Genomic DNA, 21682 nt, shown 5'->3' on the forward strand with positions numbered 1-21682 from the left:
GCTCGCGGGAGGGGGGCCAGCAAGCCAGCGCTGGTCCCGCCTCGCTGTCTTGCCGTACATCTGCTATCCTCCGCCCATGACGCTGTTCCAGAACATGCGCCGGGGCCTCCTCCCCGCTCGCCTCACGGTCGAGGCGGTCTACGATCTCACCGAAGCCGGGATATTGCCCGAGCAGGATGATTTCGAACTGATCGACGGGGAGATCGTCCCGATGGCGGCAGCGAAGGCGGATTGGCACGAGATCATGAAGTCTCGGCTGACCCGGGCGCTCGTACCCGCGCTGGTCGGCGATGCACGGCTGTACATCGAAGCGTCGGTCACATTGTCCGAAGACACGCTCGTCGAGCCGGATCTGGCGGTGTGGACGCGTGACATACGGCCCCGCGCCGTGCGGGGTCCTGATATCCTCCTGCTGATCGAGGTCGCCGACAGCTCCCTGGCCTATGACCTGCGCGTCAAGGCGCCGCTCTATGCCAGATACGGCGTGCGCGACTATTGGGTGGTCGACGCGGTGCGCCAGACGATCCGCATCCACCGCATACCCGAGAACGGGATCTACACCGATGTCGAGGAATATGAAGCGCATGACACGGTCGCGCCGCTGCGCTTCCCGGACCTGACGATACGCCTCGACACGCTGGACTGAGCGGGCGGTACGCGAAGGCACCGCCCGCTCAAGCCTCAGAACCGGTACTTCAGCCCGAACTGCAGGATCGGATAGACCTGATAGTCGTTCGCCGTGTCCTGCAGCGTCTGGCGCTGATTGGCGAGTTCGCGGCGGTAGGTCGCGCCCGCGATCGTCGGATCGCTCGCCAGCGTGCCGTTCGAGGTGAAGTCGCGAATGCGCACCGCCCCCTGGAACAGCGCGCCCGCCTCCACCGTGAACGCCAGCCCCTTGCGCAGCTTGCCGCCATAGCCGAGCGTCAGCTGCGGCGCGAAGGCGCGCAGGTCGGCCTGGCCCGTGATGGTGCCGATCTGCTCCGGCGTGAACACCAGGCTGCCGATCCTTGTCGGCCCGTCCGGCGTCGCACGGACATTGCCGTCGGTACCGTTGTACCGCGCGCCCGCCGAAACGCGGAAGCCGCCGCCGAACGGATAGAGGTCGACGATCGCTCCCACCGACGAAAGCTTGGCATGGCCGTCATAGTCGATGCCGCCCGAACGGAAGCTGTGGTCCAGCCCCAGAAAGCCGCCATTGACCCGAGCGCCGACATGCCGATCAAAGCGATAGCCGATTTCCGGCCCCACCCCCAGCGAGCCCGCGGTCACGCCCACGCTCGCCTTGCCGGGCACATCGCCGCCGGTGGATTGGGCCAGCACGGGGCCGGCAAGGATCATCGCGGCAAGATACGCCGCCGCGCCAAACAGTCGCTGCATGTCATTCCCCACAGTGCCGGCACGCGGAGGTGTCCGCCGGCATCCCGTGAATTATAGACGTCGAAACAGGCACATGGCGGCTTCGCGCGCGAGATTTTCCGCCCCCGCGCTGCACTTGCCGCGAACTATCGCAGCAGAATGCCGCCGGGGGGACCTTCTCTCCGGCACCGATATTGTCTATATAGGGCGCTGACTAACTACAGGAGCCAGTCTTATACGTTCTCCCATGCCCCGGCGCCCGATGGCGCCCGCGATGCCGCTGAACGGGCCGCGGTTTAACGAATTCATCCAGTCGCCCAAGGTTCGCGTGATCGACCAGGACGGCGAAAATCTTGGCGTGATGTACACGCGCGAGGCGATGGCGCAGGCAGCCGAGGTCGGTCTCGATCTCGTCGAAGTGTCGCCCAACGCCGATCCGCCCGTCGCCAAGTTCCTCGATGTCGGCAAGTTCAAGTACGAGGCGCAGAAGAAGGCGAACCTCGCACGCAAGACTCAGAAGACGCAGGAGATCAAAGAGATCAAGATGCGTCCCAACATCGACGATCACGATTACGACGTGAAGATGCGCAACGTGCTGAAGTTCATCGGCGAAGGCGACAAGGTGAAGATCACCCTGCGCTTCCGCGGCCGTGAGCTTTCGCATGGCCAGCTCGGCATGCAACTGCTCCAGCGCGTGCAGCAGGACTCGGCCGAAGTGGCCAAGGTGGAGAGCTATCCGCGCATGGAAGGCCGTCAGATGCTGATGGTGCTCTCGCCCAAGTGAGACTCGCGCGGCGGTTCGGACATGCGGCCGCCGCCGCCTGGTTCCTGCCGGCAGCGGCGGTCGCGCAGACCGCCGCCCTGCCGCCCGTTCCCGCTGCAACCAGCGAATCGATCGCCGTGGCGAAGGGTGCGCGACTCGTCTGGGCGGACGAGTTCGACTCCGGTCGGCTGCCGGATGCGAAGCGCTGGGCCTATGATACCGCCCGCAATCGCGAGGGCTGGTACAACCAGGAACTCCAATATTACGCCGCCAACCGCGCCGAGAATGCCCGGATCGAAAATGGTCGCCTGATCCTGGAGGCGCGCCGCGAGCGCCTGTCGAACGAACCCGATCATGGCGGCCAGGAATACAGCTCCGCCCGCCTGTTCACCCGCGGCATCGCCAGCTGGACCTATGGCTTCATCGAGGTCCGCGCCAAGCTCGCCTGCGGCAAGGGGCTGTGGCCGGCGATCTGGCTGCTGGGAACCGATGGTGGCGGCGGCTGGCCGCGCCAGGGCGAGATCGACGTGATGGAACTGGTCGGCTGGGATCCGCAGACGGTGCACGGCACCATCCATACCGGCGCCTACAACCATGCGCAGCACACGCAGAAGGGTGCGACGACGCAGGTGGCGGACGCCTGCACCGCCTTCCATACCTACCAGCTCGACTGGACCAAGGACCGCATCCTGATCGGCGTCGACGGCCATGCCTATATGCGCTTCGACAACGATCATAAGGGCGATCCCGCCACCTGGCCGTTCGACAAGCCGCAATATCTGCTGCTCAACGTGGCGGTCGGCGGCTGGGGCGGCATGCAGGGCGTCGACCCCGCCGCCTTCCCGTCCCGGATGGAGGTCGACTATGTCCGCGTCTGGCAGGTGCCGAAGCGGTGATCGCGCCGCACCCTTTTGTCATCCCCGCGAAGGCGGGGATCCATTGGCGCTGAAGCAGCGGTTCCTGCCCCCGGGGCGCAGGCAAATGGATTCCCGCCTTCGCGGGAATGACGATGGAGGCTTGGTGGCACGAGGAAGGGGCGGCGGGCGTCACCCCCTCCCCGCCCGCGCTCAATCCTCGGCAGCGATCCGCACGCGCAGGCCGTCCAGCGCGTCGGTGAAGGGCAGCTGGCACGAAAGCCGCGAGGTCGCGTCGCGATCGCTCGTGCTGTCGAGCAGATCGTCCTCGTCGCGACCCATCTTCGGCAGTTTGTCCGCAAATTCCGGGTCGACATGGACATGGCAGGTGGCGCAGCTGCAGCAGCCGCCGCACAGCGCCAGCAGTTCGTCGAAGCCATTGTCGCGAATCACTTCCATCACGCTGAGACCGGCCTCGCCGGTTACCGTGCGTTCGGATCCGTCACGCGTCACGACCGTAAGCTGGGGCATCTGCATCTCCTTGGTTCGCCGCGTCCATGCCGGTGAACCGGACCCGTTTCAAGGAGCCAATCCATGGGCTTGACCGCCGACCAGCTAAAGGGGTCGATCGACGCGTTGGCCGTGATCGAACCCGCCTTCGCCGCCGCGCTCGAACGCGCCGGCTATCCCGAGCCGCGCATTCGCGAACCGGGCTATGCCACGCTGCTGCGTACCATCATCGGCCAGCAGGTGAGCGTCGCCTCCGCCACGGCGGTGTGGAACAAGCTCGACGCGGTGCTCGGCAATGCCGAAGACCCGCTATTGCTCACGGCGGCCAGCGACGAAACGCTGCGGAGCGCCGGGCTCTCGCGCCAGAAGATGGGCTATGCCCGCAGCCTTGCCGAGCAGGTGACCAGTGGCGCCCTCGATCTCGCCGCGCTGCCGAAGGAGGACGAGGCGGCGATCGCCGCGCTCACCCGCATCAAGGGCATCGGCCGCTGGTCGGCGGAAATCTACCTGCTGTTCGCCGAAGGTCGGCCGGACATCTGGCCGGCGGGCGACCTGGCGGTGCAAATCGAGATCGGCCGGATCCTCGGCCACCCCGAACGCCCCAGCGAGCAGCTGACCCGGGACTGGTCCGAGGTTTGGCGCCCGCACCGCGGTGCCGCAGCGATCTTCGCCTGGCACCACTATGGCATGGTGAAGAGCGCGATCTGAAGCGCGGTCAGGCGGGCACCCCGCCGCCCATCGCTGCGAGCATGCCCCGCCAGCCGGCGATCGTCATCGTCGCGCGATACTCCGCCTGCATCGGCGGGGTCAGCACCTCCACCATGCGATCGCCTTCGATCCATAGTTCGATCACCCCGAAGGCGCCGCCGCGCTTGCGGTATTTGGCGGGCCAGCCCTCGCGTTGGGCAATCTCGAATACCGCGTCCTGATCGAGCGGGGTCGCCATCGCGAAGTGCGTGGCGGAGCGCCCCTCGGCTCCGGGCACGCCATAAGCATCGGCGTCCCCCTCCGCCTCGACCAGACAGGTGCCCCGCGGATAGACTTCGACGGCGCTGTTGTCGGCATCCCCTGCCATCGCCATCCAGCAGCCGCCCGTCACCGGCGGGAAGGGCAGCGCGACGCCGCCCCACAGCTCCGCCAGAACCTGGGCGACATGCGCCGGCGCGCGCGCGTCGATCGAAAGATGAAACAGCATGAACCTTCCCCCCGGAAGTCGTTGCGATGGGCAGCACATAGACAATGGCACAATATGTGTCAATGCGCATTTGACACATTCCATGCCATCGCTTAGCGCAGACGCATGCCCAAGATTCCCGTGGCCGATACCGGCACCGAGCCCCCTGCCGGGACCGACGAACGCATCGACAAGGCGCTGATGCGGCTGTGCGCCCGCGGCGGCACCTATAATCACGATATGGTGGCCGAGGAGGCGGGGGTCTCCCGCCGCACCGTCTATCGCCGGTTCGCCGACCAGAAGGCGCTACGCGCGCACGTCTGGCAGCTGCTCTCGCCGCCCGCCGGCATGCCCGACGATCGCGAACGCCTGCTGGGTGGCGGGCTGTACGAAACCTTCCGCAACTTCGAGGCGAAAGCCGAGGAGATGACGGTGGGGATGGCCAGCCCCGAGGGCCGCGCGATGCGCAACGATCGCAAGCAGGAGCGCGAACGCAGCTACCGCGCCATGTTCGGCGAGTCGGTCGCCGCGCTGGACGCGGCGGACGCGACTGCGGCGCTCGCGGTGATTCAGTTGCTGGGCAGCGGCCTTGCCTGGCGCGAGATGCGCGACCAATGGGATCTCGATGCCGATGCCATGGGCCGCGCCGCCACCTGGGCGATCAAGGCGCTGATGGCCGATCTGGAACAGCGCGGCAGTCGCCCGCTCGACGCCTGACGCCTCCACGCCGGGCCCGGCATGTGGCGGGCACCGGCGCGCGGTGATGATCGGGGGATCGCCGGGGGCCTCAGCCCTCGGCGCTGTCCGCGTCCTTGGCCTCGCCCTCGGCCGCCGCCTCGCCGCCGCTCTGGAACCAGGCCTCGACCGGGCCGACCAGCTTGATCGTCAGCGGGTTGCCCTTGCGATCGGTCTTCTTGCCGAGTGCCACGCGCACCCAGCCTTCGGAGATGCAATATTCCTCGACATCGCGGCGCTCGACGCCCTTGAACTTGATGCCGACGCCGCGCTCCAGCAGTTCGCGGGTGAAATAGGGGCTGCTCGGATTGACCGACAGACGATCGGGAGGGGTATCGCTCATGGCCGGCTCATGCCGTCATTCCGCGGCGGGTTCAAGATAGCGGTGGAGCGCGGAGACCACCACCGATCCCTCGCCTACGCCCGAGGCGACGCGCTTCACCGATCCCGCCCGCACATCGCCCACCGCGAACACGCCGGGCGCAGACGAGCAGAAGAACGTCTCGCCGCTGCCCGTCCGAACGAAACCGCCGCCGTCGAGATCGACACAGCCCTCCAGCCAGCTCGTATTGGGCACCGCGCCGATCATCACGAACAGCGCGCCGACCGTGCGGTGCTCGACGGCGCCGGTCTTGCGATCGGTCCAGTGCAACCCCGTCAGCCCGCGCTCGCCCTCCAGCGCAGTGACCTCGGTGAAGGGGTGGAGCGTAATCCGGTCCGAAGCCTCGATCCGCTCGATCAGATAGCGCGACATCGTCGCCGCCAGCCCGGGCCCGCGCACCAGCACATGGACATGGGCGGCATGGCGCGCGAGGAACACCGCCGCCTGCCCCGCCGAGTTGCCGCCGCCGACCACCACCACCTCGGCGCCGGCACACAGCCCGGCCTCCATCGCGGTGGCGGCGTAATAGATGCCGTTGCCCTCCAGCTCGGCATAGCGCGGCAGGTCGAGCTTGCGGTAGCGCGCGCCGGTCGCCACGACCACCGCGCGGGCTTGGAGCGATGCGCCGTCGTCGAGATGCAGCCGCAGCGGCCGCTCCTCGCACTCGATCCGCACCACCGCGCGCGAGACGAGCAGTCGCGCGCCGAACTTCTGCGCCTGCACCTGCGCGCGCCCAGCCAGCGCCTGGCCCGAAATGCCGGTGGGAAAGCCCAGATAATTCTCGATCTTCGAGCTGGTCCCCGCCTGGCCGCCGGGCGCCACCGCCTCGATCACGATCGTGTCGAGCCCCTCGGACGCGGCGTAGACCGCCGCCGCCAGCCCCGCCGGTCCCGCGCCGACCACGACGACGTCATGGACATGGGCGGGATCGAGCGCCGTGGCGATCCCCAGCGTGTCGGCGAGTTCGGCGTTGCTGGGGTTGCGAAGCACGCGGCGCTCCAGCACCACCACCGGCAGATCCGCCTGGGTGAGAGCCAGGCATTCGAGGAAGCCGGCCGCATCGGGATCGGTGTCCGTATCGATCCGCCGGTGCGGCATCGCGTTGCGGGTGAGGAAGGTCTCGATGCGCCCCATGTCGGCGCCGTGCCCGGGCCCGGCCAGCGCCACGCCCGCATCGCTGTGGCGGAGCAGCCCCACCCGGCGCAGGATGAAGGCGCGCATCACGATTTCGCCGATATCGGGCTCGGCCGCCATTATCCGTCGGAACGCGGCCCGCTCGATCCGCACCACCCGCGTGCCCGGCAGCGCGCGGGCGCTCACCAGGATCTTGCGGTCGTTGAACAGGTCGAGCTCGCCGGTGAACTGGCCGGCCTGATGGACGTGGAAGACATGCTCCGCGCCCGCACTGTCGGTGTCGACGATCGCGATGCCGCCGGCGAGGCACAGGAAGAAATCGACGCTCTGATCGCCGCGCCGATACAGCATCGCACCTTCTGGCACCGCCTCTTCGGTGCCGAAGGCGGCGACCCGCGCCACCATCTCGGCGGTCAGGACCGGGAAGGTCTGGGCGGATCGCGCATAGGGATCGGCCGGGTCGAGCGATTCGGTGGGTGCCATGCGCGCACCCTAGCGCGCGCGACGAGACGCGCGACCCATCTCAAGAGATGATGCCGCGCCTCACCCGTCAGTTGCAGTAGCGGACCAGCACCGGGCGCCCCAGATACGGATCCCACACCCGCCGAACGTTGCAATATTCATAATAGCGGTAGCGCGGATAATTGTCGCGGTACCAATAGCCGTCGGTCGGGTAATAGCCGCGCTGGCGGTAGAAGCGCCGGTCATAGTCATAGCGCCGGTCGTTCGAAATCGCGGCGCCGATCGCCAGCCCCGCAATCCCGGCAACCAATGCTGCCCCGGCCACGTCGCCGCCGCGATCGCGGTAATAGTGCCGACGATAGCGCCAGTCCTGCGCCTGCGCCGGCGCCACCGCCGCCACCAGGCCCGCGCCCGTCGCAATACCCAGCACCAGCTTCTTCGCCAGAAGGTTCATGTCACTCGCTCCTCACCGTATGGCGCCCGACGAGTCGCTCGGCGCCGATGGCTTCCGATACCGAAACGCGGCTTAATCGGTGCGGAACCGGCTGTTCAGCCGCGGTTTAGCTGGGTAACGGGCGGCATGGCCTACTGGATCCTTCGCTCCGAACCCGATGTCTATGGCTGGGATGACCTGGTGCGCGACGGCAGCACCGAATGGAACGGCGTGCGCAACTATACCGCGCGCAATTTCCTGAAGGACATGGTCCCCGGCGACCAGGCGATCTTCTACCATTCGAACCTCCAGAAGGCGGCGGTCGGCATCATGGAGGTCACCCGCGCCTGGCAACCCGACGGCGACGACGGCAAATGGGCGAGCGTGGAAGTGAAGGCGCTCCGCCCCCTGGCCAAGCCGGTGCCGCTGCCGGACATCAAGGCCGAGCCGCGGCTCAAGGACCTCGAGATGGTGCGCCAGTCGCGCCTGTCGGTGACGCCGGTTCGGCCGGAGGAATGGGCGGTGCTGCTGGAGATGAGCGGAACGGCACCGGATCGTTGAGGTCGATCGGCACGCGGTTGGACTTGTCGGGCTTCTTCTTGAAGGCGCGCCCGACGCCCTTGCCCGCATCGCCGATAAGCTTGAAGAAATTGCGCGATTCGCCCGGCTCCTCGCAACAGCTGTCCGGGCTGATCACCTTGCCGACCCCGCGCACCAGCGTGGTCGCCGCGCCGAAGATGTCGACGCCGACCTGGCATCCGCCCACCCGCGCCGGGCAGGGCGTCTCGACCGCATTGAGCGCGCCGATGCCGGTACGATCGGGATTGCTCGGCATCGGGCGATCGGGCGGGCCGCGCTCGGCCGGCAGCGGCAGGCGCGGTGCATTCACGTCCTTGCCGCACACCACGATCTGATCGGCGCCGGTTTGCGCTGAGGCGCACGGATCGGCGAGCACCGACCAGCGCTGCGACCCGTCCGCCGCCTGCTGGGGCGCGGCCACCGATGCGGTCGCTGCCGGCGCGGCAACCTGAGTCTGGGATACGAGGCCTATCAACAACGCGGCCAGCAACATACGCGACTCTCCCGACAGGCTGCTCTTAGACCATGGCCGCTCGGCCCGCGAAAGCGCGTTTTGCGCGCAAAGCGGCTACGATACGATATTCGGGTCCCCGATTGCGGAGCGCGCGCATGTCGATCACTCTCACTGCCTTCGAAGCTTCCCCCGATCGCGGTCGCGGCCTCGCGCGCGACATGCAGGTCCGCTGGGCGCTGGAGGAACTGGGGCTGGCCTATGACGTCCGCCTCGTCTCCTTCGCGGCGATGAAGCAAGCCGAGCATCTCGCCCGCCAGCCCTTCGGCCAGATCCCGAGCTATGAGGAAGATGGGCTGACCTTGTTCGAATCGGGCGCAATCGTCCTGCATCTCGCCGAGCGCCATCCCGGCCTGCTGCCGCCGGACCCGCACGCCCGCGCCCGCGCGATCGCCTGGCTGTTCGCGGCGATGAGCACGGTCGAGCCGCCGATCGTCGAATGGTCGATGGCGCGGATGCTCGAGCGCGACACGCCATGGTTCGGGGAGCGCCAGCCGATGCTGGAGGATCGCGTCCGCACCCGCCTCGCCCAAGTCGCCGACCGCCTGGGTGGGGCCGAGTGGCTGGAGGGCGCGTTCTCCGCGGGCGATCTGCTCATGGTGGGCGTGCTGCGACGGCTGGGGCGTGCGACGATGCTCACCGAACAGCCGCGATTGCTGGCATATATCGCCCGCGGCGAGGCGCGCCCGGCTTTCCAGCGCGCCTATGCGGCGCAGCGCGCGGTGTTCGAGGCGCAGGCACGCCGTTAGCCCCAGGTGTTTCCTCCCCCGGAGCAAGGCTCCCGGGGGAGGGGGACCGCCGCCGCAGGCGGTGGTGGAGGGGGAGCGGCCTGGCATGCCCCCTCCACCACGCCGCTGGCGCGGCGCGGTCCCCCTCCCCCGCTTCGCGGGAGAGGAGATGCATTGGGAGAAGATCGTCCCGAAAATAAAAAGCCCCCGCCGTTGCCGGCAGGGGCCCTTTCTCGTTCTGGAACCGTCGCTTACGCGGCCGACTTCGACCGGCTCTGGCGCTTGCGCTCGTTCGGGTCGAGGAAACGCTTGCGCAGGCGGATGTTCTTCGGGGTCACTTCCACCATCTCGTCGTCGTCGATGTAGGCGATGGCCTGTTCCAGCGTCATCTTCTTCGGCGGGGTCAGGCGGATCGCGTCGTCCTTGCCGCCCGAAGCGCGGAAGTTGGTCAGCTGCTTCGCCTTCATCGGGTTGACCTCGAGGTCTTCCGTCTTGGCGTTCTCGCCGATGATCATGCCTTCATACAGCGCTTCGCCATGGCCGACGAACAGGATGCCGCGCTCTTCGAGCGGACCCAGCGCATAGCCCTGGGCTTCGCCGGCGCCGTTGGAGATCAGCACGCCGTTCTTGCGGCCTTCGATCTTGCCCTTGTACGGCCCGTACTTCTCGAACAGGCGGTTCATGATGCCGGTGCCGCGGGTGTCCGACAGGAACTCGCCGTGATAGCCGATCAGGCCGCGCGACGGTGCCGAGAAGGTGATGCGGGTCTTGCCGCCACCCGACGGACGCATGTCGGTCATCTCGGCCTTGCGCTGGTTCATCTTGTCGACGACCGTGCCCGAGAATTCCTCGTCCACGTCGATCACGACGGTTTCGTACGGCTCTTCACGGCCGTTCTCGCCGTCGCGGAACAGCACGCGCGGACGGCTGATGCCAAGCTCGAAGCCCTCGCGGCGCATCGTCTCGATCAGCACGCCCAGCTGGAGTTCGCCGCGGCCGGCGACTTCGAAGCTGTCCTTCTCGTCGCTTTCGGTGATCTTGATCGCGACGTTCGATTCCGCTTCGCGGAACAGGCGGTCGCGGATCATGCGGCTGGTCACTTTGCTTCCCTCGCGTCCCGCCATCGGCGAGTCGTTGACGGCGAAGCGCATCGACAGCGTCGGCGGATCGATCGGCTGCGCCTGGAGCGGCACGCTGACCGAGGTGTCGGCGATGGTGTTCGACACGGTGGCGACGGCGAGGCCGGCGAGGCTGATGATGTCGCCTGCCTTGGCCTCTTCCACCGGCACGCGCTCGAGCCCGCGGAACGACATGATCTTCGAGGCGCGGCCGGTCTCGATGATGTTGCCGTCGTTATCCAGCGCGTGGATCGGCTGGTTGAGGCGCACCGTGCCGCTCTCGACGCGGCCGGTCAGGATACGGCCGAGGAAGTTGTCACGGTCGAGCAGCGTCACGAGGAACTTGAACTCGGCGTCCGCATCCACCTGGGGCGGCGGGACATGCTCGACGATCTTCTCGAACAGCGGGGTCAGCGTGCCTTCGCGCGCGTCCTGGTCGGTCGAGGCATAGCCGTTGCGGCCCGAGGCGTAGAGCACCGGGAAGTCGAGCTGCTCGTCGGTCGCTTCCAGCGTCACGAACAGGTCGAACACTTCGTCGAGCACTTCCTGCACGCGCGAATCGGCACGGTCGATCTTGTTGACGACCACGATCGGGCGCAGGCCCAGCTTCAGCGCCTTGCCGGTGACGAACTTGGTCTGCGGCATCGCGCCTTCCGAGGAGTCGACCAGCAGGATCACGCCGTCGACCATGCTCAGGATGCGCTCCACCTCGCCGCCGAAGTCGGCGTGGCCGGGCGTGTCGACGATGTTGATGCGGATGCTGTTCTCTTCGCTGCCGTCGGGCGACCAGTCGACCGAGGTCGGCTTGGCGAGAATCGTGATGCCGCGCTCCTTTTCGAGGTCGTTCGAGTCCATCGCACGCTCTTCGACGCGCTGGTTGTCGCGGAAGGTGCCGGACTGGCGGAAGAGCTGGTCGACGAGGGTGGTCTTGCCATGGTCGACGTGTGCGATGATCGCCACGTTACGGAGGTTCATGCGATTTCCTGATTGGCGCGGAAGCGCGCGTACGGGCGGCCCCATAGCCGAATTGGTGCGTCGCGGGAAGGCCCCCCGGTTTCGCGTGCCGATCCCGTTGAAACACAGGGTGCCCTATCTACATGACACACTTGCGGGATACGTGCTTCGCCTGCATGGTTGTCCCCACGGAGTTGGAGAGAGAGCGACGATGGCGACTGTGACGGATACCGCAGAACAGGGTCTGGTGCTGACGCCCCCGGATCCCGTGCCTGTCGTGGCGCCCGAAAAAGCCGCCGGGCTGGTGCCGGTCGAAGACACCAAGAAGTCCGAGCTCGACAAGCGCGTCGACGGCTTCATCGACGATCTGATCGCGCAGGACGTGAACTCGCCCGAATTCGGCAAGCGCGTCGATGCGATCGCGGCGATGGGGCAGAAGGAAATCCGCGACGCCGCCGGCCAGTCCAACCGCTTCCTCGATCGCCCGGTGCGCGCGATGGGCAGCGAGGGCGGCGTCGGCGCCGATCTGCTCGCCCTGCGCAAGACGGTGGAGGATCTCGATCCCTCGCGCAACGGCAAGCTGATCGGCGGCAAGGACGGCTTCCTCTCGAAGATCTTCGGCGGTGGTGGCGGCCTGACCAACTATTTTCGCAAATATCAGTCGTCGCAGAGCCACATCAACGCAGTGCTCAAGAGCCTGGCCAACGGCAAGGACGAGTTGCTGCAGGACAATGCCGCGATCGCCACCGAGCGCGCCAATCTGTGGAACGCGATGGGTCGGCTGGAGCAGATGATCTATCTCTCCAAGGCGATGGACGCAAAGCTCGAGGACAAGGCCAACGAGCTGGATCACACCGATCCCGCCAAGGCCAAGGCGATCCGCGAGACCGCGCTATTCTACGTCCGCCAGCGCACCCAGGACCTGCTCACCCAGATGGCGGTGACGGTGCAGGGCTATCTGGCACTCGATCTGGTCAAGAAGAACAATGTCGAGCTGATCAAGGGCGTCGACCGCGCCTCGACCACCACCGTCTCGGCACTGCGGACCGCGGTGACCGTGGCGCAGGCGCTCAACAACCAGAAGCTGGTGCTCGACCAGATCACCGCGCTCAACACCACCACCGCCAACCTGATCGAATCGACCGGCCAGCTGCTCAAGAGCCAGACCGCCGCGATCCACGAACAGGCGGCGAGCGCCACCATCCCCGTGGAGACGCTGCAGCGCGCCTTCCAGAACATCTACGACACGATGGATGCGATCGACACGTTCAAGCTCAAGGCGCTGGACAGCATGAAGGTGACGGTCAACACGCTGTCGAACGAAGTCGAGAAGTCGAAGGGCTATATCGCCCGCGCCGAGGGTGCCGAGCAGAACCGGCTGGGCGGCCCGGCCGACGGCTTCAAGCTGGAGGCGATGTAAACCGCGATGCCGAGTGACGTGGACCGCCTGCTCGCCCGTGGCGAGGAACTGATCGAGCGCTCGCGCACCCGCACCGAAGGCGCGCTCGCCACGCGTACCCGCAAGCGGCGCGAGGCGGAGATCCTGGCGCGGCTTGGGCGGATCGCGGCGGCGGATGCGGTCATCATCATCGCCGCGATCGTCATCGGCATGTTCGTGCCGCTCGGCATGTTCGGGGCGCTGGCGGTGATGGCACTGCTGATTCTGGCGACCCTGTTCTTCGCATCGCTTCCCGTCACCAGCGCACCGCGCGTCGAGCAGCTGGTCCAGGTGCCGCTCAAGGCCCTTCCAGCCACCACCGAACGCTGGCTGGAGACGCAGCGGCTGGCGCTGCCCGCGCCGGCGCGCACGCTGGTCGATTCGATTGGCGTGAAGCTGGAGACGCTGGCGCCGCAGCTCGCCCGGCTGGACGAAGCATCGCCCGCCGCGAACGAAGTCCGCAAGCTGATCGGCGAGCAGCTGCCCGAGCTGGTCAAGGGCTATGGCCGCGTGCCCGAGCCGCTGCGCACTGTGCCGCGCAACGGCCTGACCCCGGACCAGCAGCTGGCGCAGGGGCTGCAGGTGATCGACGAGGAAATCGCCGAGATGACCGCGCAGCTGGCGCAGGGCGATCTGGACGCGCTAGCGACGCGCGGCAACTTCCTCCAGATCAAGTACAAGGACGACGAACTGGGCTGAGCGACTGCGCCCCCGGCATGCGCTCCCCTCCCGCAAGCGGCAGGGGAACCTGCGCCCCTAAAGCAGCGCGATCAGGTACCGGATCAGATCGGCGATGCCGCTCGCGCTGACCGGCAGCAGCAGCAGGATCAGCGCATAGACGAGGAACATCCGCGTCAGAAATCGCTCGCGCCGGCCCGGTGGCACGGGAACGGGCCGCGGCGGTTCCTGCCGGGGCCAGACGCGATTCTCGTCGAAGAACATCCTGTATAAGGTGCCGCATCCCTCGCGCGCCCGCAACCGTCCCTTGGGCCAGCGGAGCGCCGCATTGGACGGCCAGCCCCCTAGGAACTTTGCGTAGAGACCGCGCGCGCGCGCAATGGCAGGCGGAGGGATCAGGCTCGCCCCATGACCACCGCACCCGCCCCCGAACGCCGCAGCGTGTTGCTCGTCGAAGACGATGACGGCGTGCGCCGGTCCACCCAGTTGCTGCTGCACGGCCAAGGCTATCGGGTGCGCGCGCACAGCGTGGCGGCGGCCTCGCTTGCCGACCCGTCCGCCATGACAGCGGACTATCTGGTCGCCGATTACTGCCTGCCCGACGGCGACGGCATCCAGTTGCTGCGGGCACTCCATGCGCGCGGCTGGACCGGCCGCGCGGTGCTGATGACCGGCTATTCCAGCCCCTCCCTGACCGCCGAGGCGGAGGCCACCGGCTATGCCGTGCTGCTCGAAAAGCCGCTGCGCACCCGCGAACTGCTGGTCGCGCTGGGGAATTGAACCGCCGCAATCCTGCTCTCCGGAGTCAGGTCGATGATGTGTGGCCGCCTCAACGCGTCATCCCCGCGAAGGCGGGGATCCATTGGCGCTGAAGCGGCGGTTCTTTCCCCAAACGTCCTGGCAAATGGACTCCCGCCTTCGCGGGAATGACGACGGTTTTTGAGGTGCCGGGCAGCCCCACATCCTGGCAAGCGCTGAGGCGATCCCACGATCCTCCCCCGCGAGGGGGAGGATTGAGGCTATGCCACCACCTCGGCATGCTCGCGCTTCTCGGGGCGGATGTAGATCGAGCTGAGCTGCGGCAGCGCCGCCTTCAGCCTGGCCTCGATCCGCTCGATCAGCGTCTCCGCCTCGCCCATCGCCAGCCCGTCGTCGAAATCGGCGCTGATCGCCACGAACACCCGGTCGGGCGCCGTGTGGATGGTGCGGACATGATTGACCCCGGTAATGCGCGGCTCGGCCTCGAGCATCGCGCGGACCTGGGCGATCAGGTCCGGATTGGCGCGCTCGCCGATCAGCAGGCCCTTGGCCTCGCGCGCCAGCAGCGTCGCGACCGCGGCGAGGATCACGCCGATCGCGATCGAGGCCGCCCCGTCGATCCGCGGATCACGCCAGGCATGACTGGCCCAGACGCCGATCGCCGCGACGATCAGCCCGGCCAGCGCCGCCGAATCTTCGAACAGCACGATGAAGCCGGCGGGATCCTTCGATTCCCGGATCGCCTTCCACCAGCCGCAATCGCCCTTGTTCGTGCGGAACTCCCGCACCGCGATTACCCAGCTGGCCCCCTCCATCACCGTGGCGACGCCGAGCACGATATAGTTGACCAGCGGATCGCGCAGCGGCTCCGGATCGAGAATGTGGAGCCACCCCTCATAGACCGAAACGCCCGCGCCAAGCCCGAAGATCAGGATCGCGACGACGAAGGCCCAAAAATAGAGCTCTCGGCCATAGCCGAAGGGGTGTTCGGCATCGGGCGGCCGCTTGGCGCGGCGCTGGCCGTAGAGCAGCAGGATCTGATTGAGGCTGTCGACCAGGCTGTGCACGCCCTCGGTGAGCATCGAGGACGAAGCAGTGATCGCCGCCGCGACGAACTTCGCAACGGCGATCCCGATATTCGCGGCGAGCGCCGCATAGAGAACCAGATTGCCGCGCCAGCCCGACGCGGGAGACGCGGCCATCCGCCCTCGCCTCAGTCGAGGCCGAGCTTGTGCAGCGCCTTGTCGATCACGCCCTTGTCTTCCTTACCCTCGGTGCGCTCGGCCTCGGCCTTGGCGTCATAGCCCGAGCTCTCCGGAATCTGGTTGTTATGGATCGGCTGGGTGGATGCGGGCGGGTCCGAGGCGTCCATCGACTCGTCGAGGGCGCGGTCGAGCCGCGCGTCCTTGCTCGCCGGATCGCGGGCGAGCCGCTCCTCGATCGAAAGATCCGTGCCTGCATCGGCGGAATGGGCTGCGCCCTTGCCTTCGTCATCGGCCTGGGGATCCGGGGCGACCGACATCCGGTCCATCGCTGGGTCGAGGGGATTGTTCGTCATGCTGCACTCTCCTGAGCGTTACCCAGAACAAACGGCTTGCCCGTAACCCCGTTCCGCCAGCGAGCAACGTCTTGAAACAAAAGGCCCGGCGGATCGCTCCGCCGGGCCCTTGTCCGTTGCCGAGTTCCGCTTGGGATCAGTCGCGCGAGCTGCCGAACAGCCGCAGCAGGAACAGGAACATGTTGATGAAGTCGAGATAGAGGTTCAGCGCCCCCATGATCGCGACCTTGCCCTGCTCGCGCGTGCCCGCGACGACGCTGTAGATGCTCTTGATCTTCTGCGTGTCATAGGCGGTGAGGCCGGCGAAGATCAGCACGCCGACGACGCTGATCACCAGGCTCATCACGCCCGACTGCAGGAAAATGTTGACGATCGACGCCACCAGCAGACCCACCAGGCCGATGATCAGGAAGGTGCCGAAGCCCGACAGATCCTTCTTGGTGGTGTAGCCATAGAGGCTCAGCGCGCCGAAGCCGGCGGCGGTGCCGAAGAACACCTGCGCGATCGACATGTCGGTATAGGTGGTGAAGATCGTCGAGAGCGACGCGCCCAGCAGGCCGGCATAGGCGAAGAACAGCGCCTTCAGCGTGCCCTCCGACATGCGGCTCTGGCCGAAACTCATCGCGAACACGATCGCCAGCGGCGAAATCATTGCCACCCAGCCGAGCAGCGTCGGCTGCAGCGACAGGCCACGGCTGGTTTCCACCACCTGGAACAGCAGTGCCTGCAGCGAGGCGATCTTGCCGAACGCCAGCGCGACAATGCCGGTCAGCAGCACGCCGGACAGCATGTAGTTGTAGACCGACAGCATGTACGACCGGAGCCCCGCGTCATGCGCCGCGGCGCGTGCACTCGCGGTCGCGAAGGGCGACTCGCTCGTGCGGGGATCGGACCAGTTAGCCATTCGAAAAACTCCTTTGACCGGCGCGATGCCGGATGGCCGGAATATCGGCCTCGCCCCACGCGTTTTCAAGCAAAACCGGGTCCAGCAACGTTTCGAAACACAAGTCGAAAGGACTTGTCGCTGGCTTTCAACCTTCTAGCGCCGCGGCGTACCGGGGCCGGCGCACTAGATGTGCAGCCCGAGCCCCTCGCCCCTGCCCCCGCGCGGACGTCGGCACCGCCGTCTCACCGTGGCTCAGGATCCTTGAAGGCCGGCGCATCGTCGCCGATGCTCGATGCGTAGGCATTGATGATGCCCGACAGCAGGCCGGGGAAGCGCGCTTCGATCTCCGCCCAGCGGGGTTGATTGCGCACTTCCACGCCGTGTCGTTCGCTGCGGATAAGGCCCGCCTCCCGCAGAACCTTGAAATGATTGGACAGGGAGGACTTGGGGATGACTCGGTCCCCGACCACCGACACGGCGGAGCACGCCTTCCCGCACCCCGCGCGCAAGATGTTGGCAAAGATCGCCGCGCGGTTGGGATCCGAAAGCGCGTGCAGGATCGCGTCGGGGCGAATCTCCTCGATGGAGGGATGAATCAGCGGTCTCATGCCAAATTCCATATAGGCGCAGTTGACGGGAAGCGCATTATTTCCAATATTCCGAACTACGGGATAAAGGCGGAGCTTCGATGCCGTCCCATGTCGGAGACTGTTTCAAATGGCAAAACTGAACGAAAAGGTGGCGATCGTCACCGGCGCATCCAAGGGTATCGGCGCGGCCATCGCCAAGGCGTTGGCGCAACAGGGCGCGGCGGTCGTCGTGAACTTCGCGTCGAGCAAGGCGGACGCCGAGGCGGTGGTGCAGGAGATCACGGCAGCCGGCGGTCGCGCAGTAGCTGCGCAGGGCGACGTCTCCAAGGCGGCCGAGGCGCAGGCGCTGGTCGATACCGCGATCCGCGAATTTGGTCGGCTGGACGTGCTCGTCAACAATTCGGGCGTCTACGAATTCGCTTCGATCGAGGCGTTTACCGAGGAGCATTATCGGCGCCAGTTCGACGTCAACGTCCTCGGCGTCCTCCTCGCTAGCCAGGCCGCTTCCCCGCATCTGGGTGAGGGGGCCAGCATCATCAACATCTCGTCGGCGATCACCCATGTGAACACGCCCGGCGCCGCCGCCTATGCGGGGACGAAGGGGGCGGTGAACGCCATTACGGGCGTGCTCGCCAACGAACTTGCGCCGCGCAAGATTCGCGTGAATGCCGTCAGCCCCGGCTATGTCGTGACCGAAGGTACGCACACGGCGGGCATTGTCGGCTCCGACATGGAAGCCGGGATGATCGCGCAGACGCCGCTCGGCCGCGCGGGCACCCCGGGCGACATCGCCGATGTGGTCGCCTTTCTCGCGTCGGACGATGCACGCTGGCTGACGGGCGAGGTAATCACCGCGAGCGGCGGCATCCACTGAGCGTCCCGGCCGGACCGGCGCGTCGCGGATCGCCGCGAGCGCGGGTCCGGCCCCCATCAGCGATCTCGCGCGGGGGTGGACCTTGCCGCCCGCGCGCCTAGGATCGCGGGCATGCATCGTCTGTTCGTCGGTTTCCGCCCGCCTCCCGCCATTCGTGCGCAATTGCTCGCCTTGGCCGGTGGCGTTCCCGGCGCCCGGTGGCAGAGCGACGAACAGCTCCACTGCACGCTGCGCTATATCGGCGAGGTGGAACGGCCGGTGGCGGAAGAGGTGGCGATCGCGCTCGGCAATGTCCGCTTTGCGCCGTTCGAGCTGACCGTCGCCGGTGTGGGCGAGTTCGACTCGCGCGGCCGACCCAATGCGCTATGGGCGGGGCTGCGGCCGCACGAGACGGTGACCCAGCTCCACCAGAAGATCGATCAGGCGCTGGTCCGCCTGGGCCTCGCTCCCGAACGCCGCGCCTATCTGCCGCACGTCACGCTGGCCCGGATGAATGCGGGCGCAGGTTCCAACGATCGCTTTCTGGAGACGCATGCCGGGCTTGCCAGCGCGCCGTTCGTGGTGGACAGCTTCCTGCTCTACGAAAGCCATCTAGGCCGGGACGGCGCGAGCTACGAGGCGATCGGGCGCTATCCCCTGCGGGGCTGATCGCCCGCGATGCCGTCCGCCACCAAAGCCACGGCGGCGCGGACGACCGCTTCCTGCGGCGGTACCTTGCCGTCGAGCGTGAGCGTGGCGAGGCCATGCACCACGCCCCAGGCGGCCAGCGTCGCGGGACCGGGGTCGCCCGCCGCGAGGCTCGCGACCCGCCGCGACAGGATGGCAAACGCCTCGCCATAGTTCTCGGGCGCGACGGCGCAGCCGGGATTGCCGCCGAACATGAGCCGGAACATCGCCGCATTGCTCCGCGCGAACCGAAAATAGGCAAGGCCCTGTTCGACCAGCGCGGCCTTGGGCGGCTCTGCCCGGTCCGCCTCCGCGAGCGCAGCCGCAAGATCGGCGAACCCTGCCTCCGCCACCGCGCCGAGCAGCGCCGCCTTGTCGGGGAAGTGCCGATAGGGCGCCATCGCCGATACGCCGGTGGCTTTCGCAAGCGCACGCAGCGTCACGCCACCCTCCCCTTCCTGGCCCAGCAGGATCACCGCAGCCTCGATCAGTCGCCCACGCAACCCTTCCGCCTGTACCATCTTGTTTACACCGTAAACTTGTCGTAAAGTGTACAGTGTAAACAAGGAGACTCGCCATGCAACCCGCTACACTCCGCGAAACGGTGAATCTTGCAGACTATCCCGAACTGATCGTGGTGATCCTGGGGTTCAAGCTGCGCCGCCTGCGGGCGCTTCCCGCAATGATGCGGATCGGTCGCGGACTGGCTGCCATCCGCAAGGATCCCCCCGACGGGCTGCTGGCGGAAGACGGAATGCTGTTCGGCTGGAACCATGTCGGCTTCCGCCAATATTGGCGCGACCTGCCGAGCCTGGAGGCCTTCACCCGCAGCGCACCGCACAGCCTGTGGTGGCGCGACTTTCTGAAGGATCCGCAGGGCGCCGGCTTCTGGCACGAAGCCTATAGCGCGCGCGGCATCGAGGCGGTGTACGTCAACCTGCCCGGCCAGCGGCTCGGGCTCGGCATGTTCGCGCCGATCGCCCGGCCGGTGGGCACGCTGCTGTCGACCCGGCAGCGCCTCCACGCCCATGCGGGCATGGAGGGCTGAGCCGGGCGGGCGTCGTTAGAACGACGCCCAGTCGCCGTCCGCCATGGCGGGTGCGGGCGCCGCAGCGCGGCTCTGCCCCGCCGGGCGCTTGTTCGCGATCGCCGGACGGCGGAGCGGCAGGTTCATCCGCGCATTGTGGCCGTCACCGACGGTAAACGCCTGGGCAGACCGCTTGAGAGCTTCGACCTCGCCGCTCAGATTGCGTGCGGCGGCCGAGGTTTCCTCCACCATCGCGGCATTCTGCTGCGTCGCCTGATCCATCACCGTGATCGCGGTGCTAATCTCGCCGATCGACGAGGCCTGAGCCTGGTTCGCGGTCGCCATGCTGCCAAGCAGGCCATGCACTTCGCGGACGTCGGTGGCGATCGCGGCGAAGGCATCGTCGACGCGCTGGACCATGCCCACCGCCGCGGTCACGTCCGCCTGGGTGGTGGTCAGCTGGTCGCGGGCACGGCCGGCCTCTTCCTCAGCGCGCATCGCCAGGGCGGAAACGAGATCGGCAACCACCGCGAAGCCGCGCCCCGCCTCCCCGGCGCGGCCCGCCTCCACGGCGGCGTTCATCGCGAGAACGCGTGTCTGGAAGGCGATCTTGTCGAGGCCCTCGATCACGTCGTCGATGCCCTTGGCGCTTTCCGACACCCGGCTCATCGCCGACACCGCCTCATCGGCAACATCGCGGCCGGCCTGGACCGAGGCAATTGCGCCGTCCGCCCGCGCGACCGTCTGGTTGGCGCTGCCGGCGGTGCTGCGCAGCCGCTGGTCCATCTCGCTGATCGAGTGGACGGTTTCCTGCAGGCTGGCCGCCGCGCTTTCGGTGCGGCGCGACAGGTCTTCGGACGCGACCGCGATCTGCGCCGATCCGGGGCTGATCGTCTCCGCCGATAGCGTGACCGAGCGCACCAGTTCGCGCAGTGCGGCCAGCGCTTCGTTGAAATTGCTCTTCAGCACCGCATTGGCACCGGGGAAATCAGCGGTGACGTCGGCGGTCAGGTCGCCCTTGGCGAGCCGTTCAAGCGACTGCCCGAGGACACGCACCACTTCGGCCTGCTGCTCGGCGGCCTCACGCTGCGCGACAGCAGCATCGCGGAACACCAGCATGGCACGCGAGATGCGGCCGACACAATCTTCATACTCGGTATGCGCGATCGGCGCGGCGAGGTTGCCAGCGGCGAGACCCTCCATCCGCACCACCGTCGCGACATAGGGATCGGCGATGATGCGGCTGAACGTGCGGGTCAGCACGAAACCCGCCGCGATCACCACCGCGTTGAGACCCAGCATCACCCAGTGCGGCAGCACCAGGTTGAGTACCGCCAGGATCGTCATGATCCCGATCATCGATCCGAAGGCGACCTTCAGCTTTTCCCGAATGGGAGCCTTTACTTCCAACCAATGCAGCATTTCGTTCCTCACGATCGGGTTCCGGCATCGCCTGCTAACCCGCGTTCAGCCCACCCATTGGCATTGTAGAAAGGGAGTCGTTAAAAAGGTC

General features: G+C 67.2%; 28 protein-coding genes. 13 read left to right on the plus strand and 15 right to left on the minus strand.

Annotated features, from left to right (window positions below; all coding sequences use genetic code 11):
* Positions 1-76: 76 nt before the first annotated feature.
* The gene (locus tag S2M10_RS19285) at positions 77-646 is read left to right on the plus strand and encodes a Uma2 family endonuclease (RefSeq protein ID WP_168847497.1); all 570 of its coding nucleotides are present in this window, start codon (positions 77-79) and stop codon (positions 644-646) included.
* Between the two features lie 35 nt (positions 647-681).
* Here S2M10_RS19285 and S2M10_RS19290 read toward each other — a convergent pair whose 3' ends face one another.
* Positions 682-1377 (minus strand): hypothetical protein, encoded by a 696-nt coding sequence (locus tag S2M10_RS19290; RefSeq protein ID WP_168847498.1) that lies wholly within the window; start codon positions 1375-1377, stop codon positions 682-684.
* 226 nt (positions 1378-1603) lie between these two features.
* On the opposite strand from S2M10_RS19290, the gene infC reads away from it, so the two are divergent.
* Together infC and S2M10_RS19300 are read left to right on the plus strand one after the other, a co-directional pair.
* Positions 1604-2140, plus strand: a complete 537-nt coding sequence (infC, locus tag S2M10_RS19295) for a translation initiation factor IF-3 (protein WP_125977160.1) — start codon at positions 1604-1606, stop codon at positions 2138-2140.
* A complete protein-coding gene (locus S2M10_RS19300) occupies positions 2137-3015 on the plus strand; it encodes a glycoside hydrolase family 16 protein (RefSeq protein ID WP_168847499.1) in 879 nt (292 codons plus the stop codon). The genes infC and S2M10_RS19300 overlap by 4 nt, the downstream gene beginning before the upstream one ends.
* Before the next feature lie 171 nt (positions 3016-3186).
* On the opposite strand, the gene S2M10_RS19305 is transcribed toward S2M10_RS19300, so the two are convergent.
* Positions 3187-3504 (minus strand): 2Fe-2S iron-sulfur cluster-binding protein, encoded by a 318-nt coding sequence (locus S2M10_RS19305; RefSeq protein ID WP_168847500.1) that lies wholly within the window; start codon positions 3502-3504, stop codon positions 3187-3189.
* A 63-nt stretch (positions 3505-3567) separates the two neighbouring features.
* Here S2M10_RS19305 and S2M10_RS19310 point away from each other — a divergent pair, with 63 nt between their 5' ends.
* A complete protein-coding gene (locus tag S2M10_RS19310) occupies positions 3568-4191 on the plus strand; it encodes a DNA-3-methyladenine glycosylase 2 family protein (RefSeq protein WP_168847501.1) in 624 nt (207 codons plus the stop codon).
* Between the two features lie 7 nt (positions 4192-4198).
* On the opposite strand, the gene S2M10_RS19315 is transcribed toward S2M10_RS19310, so the two are convergent.
* Positions 4199-4678 carry a hypothetical protein gene (locus S2M10_RS19315; protein ID WP_168847502.1) on the minus strand — a complete coding sequence of 160 codons (480 nt, stop codon included), beginning with the start codon at positions 4676-4678 and terminating at the stop codon, positions 4199-4201.
* Positions 4679-4783: 105 nt separating this feature from the next.
* Between S2M10_RS19315 and S2M10_RS19320 the strand changes: the two genes are divergently transcribed.
* Positions 4784-5374 carry a TetR family transcriptional regulator gene (locus tag S2M10_RS19320; RefSeq protein ID WP_168847503.1) on the plus strand — a complete coding sequence of 197 codons (591 nt, stop codon included), beginning with the start codon at positions 4784-4786 and terminating at the stop codon, positions 5372-5374.
* A 70-nt stretch (positions 5375-5444) separates the two neighbouring features.
* Here the strand turns inward: S2M10_RS19320 and S2M10_RS19325 are convergent, their stop codons facing one another.
* The 3 genes from S2M10_RS19325 to S2M10_RS19335 all read right to left on the minus strand — a co-directional run bounded on the left by S2M10_RS19325 (position 5445) and on the right by S2M10_RS19335 (position 7824).
* Positions 5445-5735: a DUF3297 family protein gene (locus S2M10_RS19325; protein ID WP_168847504.1), complete on the minus strand. Its 291-nt coding sequence runs from the start codon at positions 5733-5735 to the stop codon at positions 5445-5447.
* 15 nt (positions 5736-5750) lie between these two features.
* Positions 5751-7391 (minus strand): FAD-dependent oxidoreductase, encoded by a 1641-nt coding sequence (locus S2M10_RS19330; RefSeq protein WP_168847505.1) that lies wholly within the window; start codon positions 7389-7391, stop codon positions 5751-5753.
* A 67-nt stretch (positions 7392-7458) separates the two neighbouring features.
* Positions 7459-7824, minus strand: coding sequence for a hypothetical protein (locus S2M10_RS19335; protein ID WP_168847506.1), 366 nt, complete (start codon positions 7822-7824; stop codon positions 7459-7461).
* Positions 7825-7950: 126 nt separating this feature from the next.
* Here S2M10_RS19335 and S2M10_RS19340 point away from each other — a divergent pair, with 126 nt between their 5' ends.
* Positions 7951-8364 (plus strand): EVE domain-containing protein, encoded by a 414-nt coding sequence (locus S2M10_RS19340; protein WP_168847507.1) that lies wholly within the window; start codon positions 7951-7953, stop codon positions 8362-8364.
* Here S2M10_RS19340 and S2M10_RS19345 read toward each other — a convergent pair.
* Positions 8258-8875: a hypothetical protein gene (locus S2M10_RS19345; protein WP_168847508.1), complete on the minus strand. Its 618-nt coding sequence runs from the start codon at positions 8873-8875 to the stop codon at positions 8258-8260. The two genes, S2M10_RS19340 and S2M10_RS19345, sit on opposite strands and share 107 nt — an antisense overlap.
* A gap of 116 nt (positions 8876-8991) precedes the next feature.
* On the opposite strand from S2M10_RS19345, the gene S2M10_RS19350 reads away from it, so the two are divergent.
* Positions 8992-9642: a glutathione S-transferase family protein gene (locus S2M10_RS19350; RefSeq protein ID WP_168847509.1), complete on the plus strand. Its 651-nt coding sequence runs from the start codon at positions 8992-8994 to the stop codon at positions 9640-9642.
* 230 nt (positions 9643-9872) lie between these two features.
* On the opposite strand, the gene typA is transcribed toward S2M10_RS19350, so the two are convergent.
* A complete protein-coding gene (gene typA / locus S2M10_RS19355; protein WP_168847510.1) occupies positions 9873-11714 on the minus strand; it encodes a translational GTPase TypA in 1842 nt (613 codons plus the stop codon).
* 190 nt (positions 11715-11904) lie between these two features.
* Here typA and S2M10_RS19360 point away from each other — a divergent pair, with 190 nt between their 5' ends.
* On the plus strand, positions 11905-13113 hold the full coding sequence (locus tag S2M10_RS19360) for a toxic anion resistance protein (RefSeq protein ID WP_168847511.1): 1209 nt from the start codon (positions 11905-11907) through the stop codon (positions 13111-13113).
* A gap of 6 nt (positions 13114-13119) precedes the next feature.
* Entirely contained in the window at positions 13120-13830 is a 711-nt protein-coding gene (locus S2M10_RS19365) for a hypothetical protein (RefSeq protein ID WP_168847512.1), read from the plus strand.
* 57 nt (positions 13831-13887) lie between these two features.
* Here the strand turns inward: S2M10_RS19365 and S2M10_RS19370 are convergent, their stop codons facing one another.
* Positions 13888-14073, minus strand: a complete 186-nt coding sequence (locus S2M10_RS19370; RefSeq protein WP_168847513.1) for a hypothetical protein — start codon at positions 14071-14073, stop codon at positions 13888-13890.
* Between the two features lie 144 nt (positions 14074-14217).
* Between S2M10_RS19370 and S2M10_RS19375 the strand changes: the two genes are divergently transcribed.
* On the plus strand, positions 14218-14589 hold the full coding sequence (locus S2M10_RS19375; protein WP_168847514.1) for a response regulator: 372 nt from the start codon (positions 14218-14220) through the stop codon (positions 14587-14589).
* Positions 14590-14828: 239 nt separating this feature from the next.
* Here S2M10_RS19375 and S2M10_RS19380 read toward each other — a convergent pair whose 3' ends face one another.
* The 4 genes from S2M10_RS19380 to S2M10_RS19395 form a co-directional block, all read right to left on the minus strand.
* The gene (locus S2M10_RS19380) at positions 14829-15770 is read right to left on the minus strand and encodes a cation diffusion facilitator family transporter (RefSeq protein ID WP_168847515.1); all 942 of its coding nucleotides are present in this window, start codon (positions 15768-15770) and stop codon (positions 14829-14831) included.
* A gap of 11 nt (positions 15771-15781) precedes the next feature.
* Positions 15782-16126 (minus strand): hypothetical protein, encoded by a 345-nt coding sequence (locus S2M10_RS19385; protein WP_168847516.1) that lies wholly within the window; start codon positions 16124-16126, stop codon positions 15782-15784.
* A gap of 136 nt (positions 16127-16262) precedes the next feature.
* Positions 16263-17030: a Bax inhibitor-1/YccA family protein gene (locus S2M10_RS19390; protein ID WP_168847517.1), complete on the minus strand. Its 768-nt coding sequence runs from the start codon at positions 17028-17030 to the stop codon at positions 16263-16265.
* A 224-nt stretch (positions 17031-17254) separates the two neighbouring features.
* Positions 17255-17620: a helix-turn-helix domain-containing protein gene (locus S2M10_RS19395; protein WP_168847518.1), complete on the minus strand. Its 366-nt coding sequence runs from the start codon at positions 17618-17620 to the stop codon at positions 17255-17257.
* A gap of 109 nt (positions 17621-17729) precedes the next feature.
* On the opposite strand from S2M10_RS19395, the gene S2M10_RS19400 reads away from it, so the two are divergent.
* Positions 17730-18476, plus strand: coding sequence for a glucose 1-dehydrogenase (locus S2M10_RS19400; RefSeq protein WP_168847519.1), 747 nt, complete (start codon positions 17730-17732; stop codon positions 18474-18476).
* Between the two features lie 111 nt (positions 18477-18587).
* Complete coding sequence (gene thpR, locus S2M10_RS19405; RefSeq protein WP_168847520.1) at positions 18588-19124, plus strand: RNA 2',3'-cyclic phosphodiesterase; 537 nt, start codon at positions 18588-18590, stop codon at positions 19122-19124.
* Here the strand turns inward: thpR and S2M10_RS23025 are convergent.
* Positions 19106-19663: a TetR/AcrR family transcriptional regulator gene (locus S2M10_RS23025; protein WP_282098066.1), complete on the minus strand. Its 558-nt coding sequence runs from the start codon at positions 19661-19663 to the stop codon at positions 19106-19108. The two genes, thpR and S2M10_RS23025, sit on opposite strands and share 19 nt — an antisense overlap.
* Positions 19664-19719: 56 nt before the next feature.
* Between S2M10_RS23025 and S2M10_RS19415 the strand changes: the two genes are divergently transcribed.
* Positions 19720-20190, plus strand: coding sequence for a DUF4188 domain-containing protein (locus tag S2M10_RS19415; protein WP_168847521.1), 471 nt, complete (start codon positions 19720-19722; stop codon positions 20188-20190).
* A gap of 15 nt (positions 20191-20205) precedes the next feature.
* Here the strand turns inward: S2M10_RS19415 and S2M10_RS19420 are convergent, their stop codons facing one another.
* The gene (locus S2M10_RS19420; RefSeq protein WP_247650921.1) at positions 20206-21591 is read right to left on the minus strand and encodes a methyl-accepting chemotaxis protein; all 1386 of its coding nucleotides are present in this window, start codon (positions 21589-21591) and stop codon (positions 20206-20208) included.
* Positions 21592-21682: the final 91 nt, after the last annotated feature.

This window comes from Sphingomonas sp. S2M10, from assembly GCF_012650175.1.
Classification (GTDB): Bacteria; Pseudomonadota; Alphaproteobacteria; order Sphingomonadales; family Sphingomonadaceae; genus Sphingomonas.